This is a genomic window from Streptococcus pseudopneumoniae, from assembly GCF_001076775.1.
In the GTDB taxonomy this organism is placed as follows: Bacteria; Bacillota; Bacilli; order Lactobacillales; family Streptococcaceae; genus Streptococcus; species Streptococcus pseudopneumoniae_G.
In genome coordinates this window covers 25,871-35,384 of the sequence record NZ_JVGV01000032.1, presented here as the reverse complement: position 1 = coordinate 35,384, position 9,514 = coordinate 25,871, and the positions used below count along the sequence as shown (strand labels likewise).

The 9,514-nt window shown below is 43.2% G+C and carries 8 protein-coding genes; 6 read left to right on the top strand and 2 right to left on the bottom strand.

Annotation, left to right across the window (positions count from 1 at the left end; translation table 11 throughout):
- A partial coding sequence (locus ADJ60_RS11830) for an LPXTG cell wall anchor domain-containing protein (protein WP_239682364.1) occupies positions 1-907 on the top strand: 907 nt, incomplete at its 5' end.
- Between the two features lie 139 nt (positions 908-1,046).
- Here the strand turns inward: ADJ60_RS11830 and ADJ60_RS09525 are convergent.
- Positions 1,047-1,946 (bottom strand): Rpn family recombination-promoting nuclease/putative transposase, encoded by a 900-nt coding sequence (locus tag ADJ60_RS09525; RefSeq protein ID WP_049544748.1) that lies wholly within the window; start codon positions 1,944-1,946, stop codon positions 1,047-1,049.
- A 147-nt stretch (positions 1,947-2,093) separates the two neighbouring features.
- Here ADJ60_RS09525 and polA point away from each other — a divergent pair, with 147 nt between their 5' ends.
- Both polA and ADJ60_RS09515 read left to right on the top strand, forming a co-directional pair.
- Positions 2,094-4,727, top strand: a complete 2,634-nt coding sequence (gene polA / locus ADJ60_RS09520) for a DNA polymerase I (protein WP_049544749.1) — start codon at positions 2,094-2,096, stop codon at positions 4,725-4,727.
- Between the two features lie 84 nt (positions 4,728-4,811).
- Positions 4,812-5,249, top strand: coding sequence for a CoA-binding protein (locus ADJ60_RS09515; RefSeq protein WP_000076477.1), 438 nt, complete (start codon positions 4,812-4,814; stop codon positions 5,247-5,249).
- Positions 5,250-5,424: 175 nt separating this feature from the next.
- Here ADJ60_RS09515 and ADJ60_RS09510 read toward each other — a convergent pair whose 3' ends face one another.
- Complete coding sequence (locus ADJ60_RS09510) at positions 5,425-6,435, bottom strand: YeiH family protein (RefSeq protein ID WP_049544747.1); 1,011 nt, start codon at positions 6,433-6,435, stop codon at positions 5,425-5,427.
- A gap of 148 nt (positions 6,436-6,583) precedes the next feature.
- Between ADJ60_RS09510 and ADJ60_RS09505 the strand changes: the two genes are divergently transcribed.
- Genes ADJ60_RS09505 through plsX form a run of 3 tightly spaced genes read left to right on the top strand, consistent with a single transcriptional unit; the run spans position 6,584 to position 9,509 of the window.
- Positions 6,584-7,753 carry a pyridoxal phosphate-dependent aminotransferase gene (locus ADJ60_RS09505; protein ID WP_049544746.1) on the top strand — a complete coding sequence of 390 codons (1,170 nt, stop codon included), beginning with the start codon at positions 6,584-6,586 and terminating at the stop codon, positions 7,751-7,753.
- Positions 7,750-8,520, top strand: coding sequence for a DNA repair protein RecO (gene recO / locus ADJ60_RS09500; RefSeq protein ID WP_049544745.1), 771 nt, complete (start codon positions 7,750-7,752; stop codon positions 8,518-8,520). Before ADJ60_RS09505 ends, recO begins: the two co-directional genes overlap by 4 nt.
- Positions 8,517-9,509, top strand: a complete 993-nt coding sequence (gene plsX / locus ADJ60_RS09495; protein ID WP_049544744.1) for a phosphate acyltransferase PlsX — start codon at positions 8,517-8,519, stop codon at positions 9,507-9,509. Before recO ends, plsX begins: the two co-directional genes overlap by 4 nt.
- Positions 9,510-9,514: the final 5 nt, after the last annotated feature.

Sequence of the window (9,514 nt, the reverse complement as noted above, 5' to 3'; positions counted from 1 at the left end):
AGAAGCAGCGCAAAAAGAATTCTTAGCTAATTATGATGCAGCATTAAAAGCAGCAATTGCAGAGTTAGAAAAAGCTGAAACGAACAGTCCAGAAGAAGCAAAAGCAAAAGCTGATACAATTGCAGCATTAAAAGCAGCATCAGACGCAACAAGAAAACAAATCGTAGAAGGTTTCAAAAAAGGCTTAACTGCAAAACAAGCCGAAGAATTAATCGATAAAGCGAATGAGAAGGCTGCAGAAGAAGATAAAGAAGCGGCAGCTAAAGAAGAAGCAGCGCAAAAAGAATTCTTAGCTAATTATGATGCAGCATTAAAAGCAGCAATTGCAGAATTAGAAAAAGCTGATACGAAGAATGATCCTGAATTAGAAAAACAAAAACAGGAAGTAATTGAAAAATTAAAGGAAGAAGCAGCTAAAAAGAGATCTGACTTTGTGAAACGATTCAAAGAAGGCTTAACTGCAAAAGAAGCAGAAAAAGAATTAGATGCGGCAAATAAAAAAGCTGAACAACCTAAATCAGAAAAAGGTGAAGCTTTAGTTCAAGAAGAACTTCCAGAGTATCCTGAAATTAAAAAAGTAGGTGATAGTACAGGTAGCCCAACTAAAGAAGAAGGTAGACAAAGTGATAACACAGCTGTAAATGAACCTGCACTTGTACCAACTACACCAGCTGCTTCTGGGACAGCTGCTTCAGCAACACCAACAGCTGAGACACCATCAACTCCTGCGGTTGTACCAACTGTAGCAGGTACTAACAAAGACAATACTTATCAAGCCCCAGCTGCAAAAGCAGATGATAAGAAAGAACTTCCAAATACTGGTGGAAAAGATAATGTTGCAATTGCATCATTAGGATTCCTAGGATTACTCTTTGGTGCCCTTCCATTTGTGAAACGCAAAAACTAATTAGTTGAAGATATAAAAGAGAAGGATTTATGACCTTCTCTTTTTGTGATATGGCCGATAATGAGAGTTCTATTGGAAGAAGAAAAAAGTGAACAAAACGATGTTTCAGCTTTGTTCGCTTTTATGTTATTCTATAAACTTACAATAGTTCTTCAAATTCAGCGACGGTCATGCCCAACTGCTGGCTGGCAACCTCGGAAGTCAGGAGACCTTGACGGACTAGATTTACTAAACCTACTTTTAATCCCTCTTCGATACCCTCAGCACGACCACGCTCTAAACCTTTTTCTTCAGCTTGTTCCAAGGCATAGTCATGTGCTAACAAGGCTTGCTCTTCACGTCTGCGTTGTTCACTAAACATCTTCCTGTCCTCCTCGGACCAGCTCTTGTAGTCTAGCAGTTGGTCTGCTTGGCTGATAGCTCGCTCGGGTTGTTGGGTAAAGGGTTTATTCCCGAAAAACTCCAACCACGGCTTGCGAACCTTATCTTTGCTGGTTTCTCTGTATTTTTTTAATTCCAAGAACGCCATCTTGACTAGATGGTTTTCTTGACCGTTATTAGTGATGGTTAAGACCTCACCTGTCGTGTCCTCGCGCATACTAAAGCTATGGAAAGCCAAGTCATCTTGGAAATAATTGCTATCCACGATTGCAATGGCATAAACGGGGGCGATGTGTTTGTAACTTCGATGAGTATTGCCTTCTTGCTGACGAATTTTTTCAAGGTTTTGATTGACCTGACTGCATAGGTAAGCCCACAAGCGATTAATGAAAAAATTCTGATGATGAACTTGGATTTCAATGATTACTTGAGTGCCATTGTCCAACTCTGCCAAGACGTCTATACTGGTATAGAAATCCTGCGCCGAGTAAGGCAGGAAAGGCAAGACGTGAATATTGCTTCCCTCCAAAATCGTTACATTTTTGGCTGGCAAGTCCAGCATATCGCGGATAAATTGACAAGTGATTTCTGGATTGCTAAAGATTTTCTTAGCAACCAAGTCATTGGTTGGGCTAATGCCCGGATGACGTAATGCCATATTCTTTCTCCTTTCATTATACCACAGTTTTAAATCTAGGTTTGCTAGATTCACTGTTACTATCTATTTATTCGGAAAAAGTATGAAAAATACTCGGTCTGGCTCTTCCCAATGGTATTTTTTGGTGCTTTCCTTTATAATGGGTGTATGGATAAGAAAAAATTATTATTGATTGATGGGTCTTCTGTTGCTTTTCGGGCATTTTTTGCGCTCTATCAGCAGTTGGACCGTTTTAAGAATGCGGCTGGTTTGCATACCAATGCGATTTATGGCTTCCAGTTGATGTTGAGTCATTTGTTGGAGCGGGTTGCTCCTAGTCATATTTTGGTGGCTTTTGATGCGGGCAAGACGACCTTCCGGACAGAGATGTATGCGGACTATAAGGGTGGTCGGGCTAAGACTCCTGATGAGTTTCGTGAGCAATTTCCTTTCATTCGTGAGTTGCTGGATCATATGGGGATTCGTCACTATGAGTTGACTCAGTATGAGGCGGATGATATCATTGGGACACTGGATAAACTAGCAGAGCAGGATGGTTTTGATATTACCATTGTCAGTGGGGACAAGGACTTGATTCAGCTGACGGATGAGCATACAGTGGTTGAAATTTCCAAGAAAGGTGTGGCTGAGTTTGAGGCCTTTACGCCAGAATATCTCATGGAAAAGATGGGCATCACACCGACTCAGTTTATCGATCTCAAGGCGCTCATGGGTGATAAGTCGGATAATATCCCTGGAGTAACCAAAATTGGTGAAAAGACAGGTATCAAGCTCTTGCTGGAGCATGGCTCACTCGAGGGGATTTATGAGAATATCAATGGGATGAAGGCTTCTAAGATGAAGGAAAATCTCATCAATGATAAGGAACAGGCCTTTTTGTCTAAAACACTAGCGACCATTGATACCAAGGCACCGATTGAGATTGGTTTGAAGGATTTGGTCTATAGTGGTCCAGATGTGGAAAATCTTGGAAAATTCTACGATGAGATGGGCTTCAAACAGCTCAAACAGGCTTTAAATGTGTCGTCAGCTGATGTGGCTGAGAGTTTGGACTTTACTATTGTTGACCAAATCAGTCAAAATATGCTGAGTGAAGAGTCTATCTTTCATTTTGAGCTTTTTGGTGAGAATTACCATACGGATGATTTGGTTGGATTTGCCTGGTCTTGTAGAGATAAGCTCTATGCCACAGACAAGCTTGAGCTTTTGCAAGAGCCGATTTTCAAGGACTTCTTAGAAAAAACACCTCTGAGAGTTTATGACTTTAAGAAGGCTAAAGTTCTCTTGAATCGTTTTGGTGTGAATTTGCAGGCGCCTGCTTTTGATAGCCGTTTGGCTAAATACCTCCTTTCGACTGTGGAGGACAATGAAATTGCGACTATTGCTAGTCTTTATGGTCAGACTTACTTGGTTGATGATGAGACTTTCTATGGTAAGGGTGTCAAGAAGACCATTCCTGAACGTGAGAAATTCTTGGAGCATTTAGCTCGTAAGCTTGCTGTTTTGGTCGAAACAGAACCTGTTTTACTTGAAAAACTCAGCGAAAATGGGCAATTAGAGCTTCTTTATGATATGGAGCAACCTCTGGCTTTTGTTCTTGCCAAGATGGAAATTGCTGGGATTACGGTCAAGAAAGAGACCTTGCTTGAGATGCAGGCTGAAAATGAGCTTGTCATTGAAAAACTGACTCAGGAGATTTATGAACTGGCTGGTGAGGAGTTTAATATCAACTCGCCTAAGCAGTTGGGCGTGCTTCTCTTTGAAAAATTGGGGCTACCTCTAGAATACACTAAGAAAACCAAGACAGGTTATTCTACAGCCGTGGATGTCTTGGAGCGACTGGCTCCTATTGCTCCAATTGTTAAGAAAATCCTCGATTACCGTCAGATTGCCAAGATTCAGTCTACTTATGTGATTGGCTTGCAGGACTGGATTTTGGCTGATGGCAAGATTCATACTCGCTATGTGCAGGATTTGACCCAGACTGGGCGTTTGTCTAGTGTGGATCCAAACTTGCAAAATATTCCTGTACGATTGGAACAAGGGCGCTTGATTCGGAAGGCTTTTGTGCCAGAGTGGGAGGATAGTGTCCTTCTCAGCTCGGACTATTCACAGATTGAATTGCGTGTTTTGGCACATATCTCTAAAGACGAGCACTTGATTAAGGCCTTCCAAGAGGGGGCAGATATCCATACTTCAACAGCCATGCGGGTCTTTGGCATTGAACGTCCTGAGGATGTGACTGCAAATGATCGTCGCAATGCTAAGGCGGTTAACTTTGGAGTGGTTTACGGGATTTCAGACTTTGGTTTGTCTAATAATTTGGGCATTAGCCGTAAGGAAGCCAAAGCCTATATTGATACCTACTTTGAACGCTTCCCAGGTATTAAAAACTACATGGATGAAGTAGTGCGTGAGGCGCGTGATAAGGGCTATGTAGAGACACTTTTCAAGCGTCGTCGTGAGTTGCCAGATATCAATTCGCGCAACTTCAATATTCGTGGTTTTGCAGAGCGGACAGCTATCAACTCTCCTATCCAGGGGTCGGCGGCAGATATTCTCAAGATTGCCATGATTCAGCTGGATAAAGCCTTGGTTGCAGGTAGTTATCAGACTAAGATGCTTCTGCAAGTGCACGATGAAATCGTACTTGAAGTTCCTAAATCTGAATTGGCAGAGATGAAAAAATTGGTCAAACAAACCATGGAAGAAGCCATTCAACTCAGTGTTCCCCTTATCGCAGATGAAAATGAAGGGGTAACCTGGTACGAGGCTAAATAAAAAGGGGGCTAGTCCTCCTTTTTTGTAGTAGAATTATGCAAGCCTTTTCAAAATGTGCTATACTGATGAAAAAGGAGGATTTCTATGAGTCAAGAATTTATCAATCCAAGTGATGGCGTGATTCGTCAGTATCTCGCAACGAGTAAAACCCTTGCTGTGGTGGGCTTGTCAGACCGTGAAGAAACAACTAGCAATCGAGTGACCAAGGAAATGCAGGCTCGAGGTTATAAAATCATCCCAGTCAATCCCAAGGCGGCAGGTGGCGAAATCTTGGGTGAAAAGGCTTATGCTAGCCTAGCTGAGATTCCTTTTCCTGTAGATATTGTTAATGTTTACCGGCGCAGTGAGTTTTTGCCAGATGTGGCGCGTGATTTTCTCAAGGCTGATGCCAAGATTTTTTGGGCACAGCTGGGACTTGAAAGTCTAGAAGCGGAAGAAATCTTGCGTGCTGGTGGATGTGATGATATCGTGATGAATCGTTGTATTAAGAGAGAACATACACGCTTGATTGAGGAAGCATAAGAAAAGGTAGCTGGTGGGCTACCTTTTGTGTTATACTCAATGAAAATCAAAGAGCAAACTAGCCGCAGGTTGCTCAAAACACAGTTTTGAGGTTGTAGATAAGACTGACGAAGTCAGTCACATATATATACGGCAAGGCGACGTTGACGTGGTTTGAAGAGATTTTCGAAGAGTATTAGAAAATGCCGATAAGGGTCTGCATACCAAGACTGGTGAGGATGATGGCAATCCAGCAGATGGCTCCGAGAAGAATGGATTTTCCACTGGATTTGACCATAGCGACCAGATTGGTTTTGAGACCGATAGCACTCATGGCCATGACAATAAGGAATTTAGAGAGTTGTTTGAGAGGGGTAAAGAAACTACTGGACACACCTAGAGAGGTGAGTAGTGTAGTGAGGAGAGAGGCAAGGATAAAGTAAAGGATAAAAAGTGGGAAGACTTTTTTCAGTTGTAGGCTTTGCTTGTTTTCTTGTTGGCGACTTTGCCAGTAGGATAGAAAGAGCGTGATAGGGATAATGGCCAAAGTACGTGTGAGTTTAACAATGGTTGCAGACTCGAGGGTATTGCTTTGGTAAAGACTGTCCCAAGCGCTGGCGGCAGCCGTTACAGAGGAAGTGTCGTTGACCGCAGTCCCTGCAAAGAGGGCGAAGCCTTCATTGGATAGATGAAGCCAGGTGCCGAGGGTTGGAAAGATGAGCGCAGCCAAGACATTGAAGAAAAAGATAACGGAAATGGCTTGGGCTACTTCCTTTTCCTTAGCATCAATAACAGGCGCTGTCGCCGCAATGGCAGAACCCCCACAGATGGAAGAACCTACTCCAACCAAGGTAGCCAGTTTTGTATCCAGTGCAAAGAAGCGCTGGAAGAAGTAGGCAATAATCAGAGCTATTGAGATAGTGGACAGGATGACAGGGAGTGAAGATTGGCCAACTGCGAAGACCTGCGAGATATTGAGACCAAAACCAAGCAAGACAACGGCATATTGGAGCAATTTTTTAGAACTAAAGGTCAACCCAGCATCCAGTTGTTTATAGGACGAGAGAAAGGGATGTAGGAGCATGCCTATGAAAATGGCAAAAACGGGCGCGCCAATAACAGGGAAGAATCCTCCTAAGTACCAAGATACGATAGAAATGAGAAGGCAGGCCAAGATACCTGCTCCATTTTTTGATAGAAATGACATAAAAACCTCCAAATAGAATCTGTTACCATTATAGACCTGTAAACAGGAAAAGTAAAATAGAAAGTGGAAAGTTATTCTCTAATGTATTTTTGCGGTCGGGGGGCTTTTGTAGTATAATAGAGATACGTTTTGAAAGTAGGAGGTATCTATGGACTTAACTAAGCGCTTTAATAAACAGTTAGATAAGATTCAAGTTTCGTTGATTCGTCAATTTGACCAGGCTATTTCGGAGATTCCTGGGGTCTTGCGTTTGACTTTGGGGGAACCTGATTTTACAACGCCAGATCATGTCAAGGAGGCGGCCAAGCGAGCGATTGACCAGAACCAATCCTACTATACAGGGATGAGTGGTCTGCTGACTCTACGTCAGGCAGCCAGTGACTTTGTTAAGGAAAAGTACCAACTGGACTATGCTCCTGAAAATGAAATCTTGGTTACAATTGGGGCGACAGAGGCTTTATCTGCTACTTTGACAGCTATTTTGGAAGAGGGAGACAAGGTGCTCTTGCCAGCTCCTGCTTATCCGGGTTATGAACCGATTGTCAATCTAGTTGGGGCAGAAATTGTCGAGATTGACACAACTGAAAATGGTTTTGTCTTGACTCCTGAGATGTTGGAGAAGGCCATTTTGGAGCAAGGTGACAAGCTCAAGGCAGTTATTCTCAACTATCCAGCTAATCCGACAGGAATTACCTACAGTCGGGAGCAGTTGGAGGCCTTGGCAGCTGTTTTACGCAAGTACGAAATTTTCATTGTCTGTGATGAGGTTTACTCAGAATTGACCTATACGGGCGAAGCGCATGTGTCTCTAGGAACGATGTTGAGAGATCAGGCTATTATTATCAATGGTCTATCTAAATCACATGCCATGACCGGTTGGCGTTTGGGACTGATTTTCGCTCCTGCGGCCTTCACAGCCCAGTTGATCAAGAGTCACCAGTATTTGGTTACTGCTGCAAATACCATGGCTCAACATGCTGCGGTGGAAGCCTTGACAGCTGGTAAAAACGATGCGGAGCCTATGAAGAAGGAATACATCCAGCGTCGGGATTATATTATCGAGAAAATGACTGCTCTTGGTTTTGAGATTATCAAACCAGACGGTGCCTTCTATATCTTTGCTAAGATTCCAGATGGCTACAATCAAGACTCCTTTGCCTTTCTCAAGGATTTTGCTCAGAAGAAGGCTGTTGCCTTTATCCCTGGTGCTGCCTTTGGGCGTTATGGAGAAGGTTATGTTCGTCTGTCTTATGCAGCCAGCATGGAGACTATCACAGAAGCTATGAAACGACTTGAGGAGTACATGAGAGAAGCATGATTCAGTCTATCACGAGTCAAGGCTTGGTGCTCTACAATCGTAACTTTCGTGAGGATGATAAGCTAGTCAAGATTTTTACTGAGCAGGCTGGTAAGCGGATGTTTTTCGTCAAACATGCTGGCCAGTCCAAACTGGCTCCTGTTATTCAGCCCTTAGTGCTGGCACGATTTCTCTTGCGAATCAATGATGATGGGCTTAGCTACATTGAGGATTATCACGAGGTGATGACCTTTCCCAAGATTAATAGTGATCTCTTTGTCATGGCCTATGCGACCTACGTAGCAGCTCTTGCAGATGCTAGTTTGCAGGATAATCAGCAGGATGCTCCCTTGTTTGCTTTTTTGCAAAAGACTTTGGAGTTGATGGAAACTGGCTTGGATTATCAGGTTTTGACCAATATTTTTGAAATTCAAATCTTGACTCGATTTGGAATCAGTCTCAATTTTAATGAGTGTGTCTTTTGTCATCGGGTTGGTCAGGCTTTTGACTTTTCTTTCAAATATGGCGCCTGTCTCTGTCCAGAGCATTATCATGAAGATGAGAGACGTTGCCATCTCAATCCCAATATCCCTTATTTGCTCAATCAATTTCAAGCTATTGATTTTGAGACTTTGGAGACCATTTCGCTCAAGCCTGAAATCAAGCAAGAGCTACGCCAATTTATGGATCAACTCTACGAAGAGTACGTTGGGATTCACCTAAAATCAAAGAAATTTATTGATTCCCTAGCAGACTGGGGACAATTACTAAAAGAGGAAAAGAAATGAAAAAAATCGCAGTAGATGCCATGGGAGGCGATTACGCACCCCAAGCCATCGTTGAGGGTGTCAATCAAGCCCTAGCTGACTTTTCAGATATCGAGGTTCAACTCTACGGAGATGAAGTTAAAATAAAGCAATATCTGACAGCGACAGAGCGCGTCAGCATTATCCATACGGATGAAAAGATTGATTCAGACGATGAACCTACGAGAGCTATTCGGAAGAAGAAAAATGCCAGTATGGTCTTGACGGCCAAGGCTGTCAAAGATGGAGAGGCAGATGCTGTACTCTCGGCTGGGAATACAGGTGCTTTGTTGGCTGCAGGATTCTTCATCGTGGGTCGTATCAAGAATATCGACCGTCCTGGGCTTATGTCAACCTTGCCGACTATTGATGGGAAAGGTTTTGACATGCTAGACCTCGGAGCTAATGCGGAAAATACAGCCCAGCACCTCCATCAATACGCGGTTCTAGGTTCTTTCTATGCTAAAAATGTCCGTGGCATTGCGCAACCACGTGTTGGTTTACTTAACAATGGAACAGAGAGTAGCAAGGGTGACCCGCTTCGTAAGGAAACTTACGAATTACTAGCAGCTGATGAAAGTTTAAACTTTATCGGAAACGTGGAAGCACGTGATTTGATGAATGGCGTTGCGGATGTTGTTGTGGCAGATGGTTTCACGGGAAACGCTGTGCTCAAATCCATTGAAGGGACAGCCATGGGAATTATGGGCTTGCTCAAGACAGCTATTACAGGTGGTGGTCTTCGAGCGAAATTAGGTGCTCTCCTTCTCAAGGATAGCCTCAGAGGTTTGAAAAAACAGCTCAACTACTCAGATGTTGGTGGAGCAGTCTTGTTTGGTGTTAAGGCACCTGTTGTCAAGACTCATGGCTCCAGCGATGCCAAGGCTGTCTATAGTACAATCCGCCAGATTCGTACCATGCTAGAAACAGACGTAGTTGCCCAGACTGCGCGTGAATTTTCAGGAGAATAAAAGAG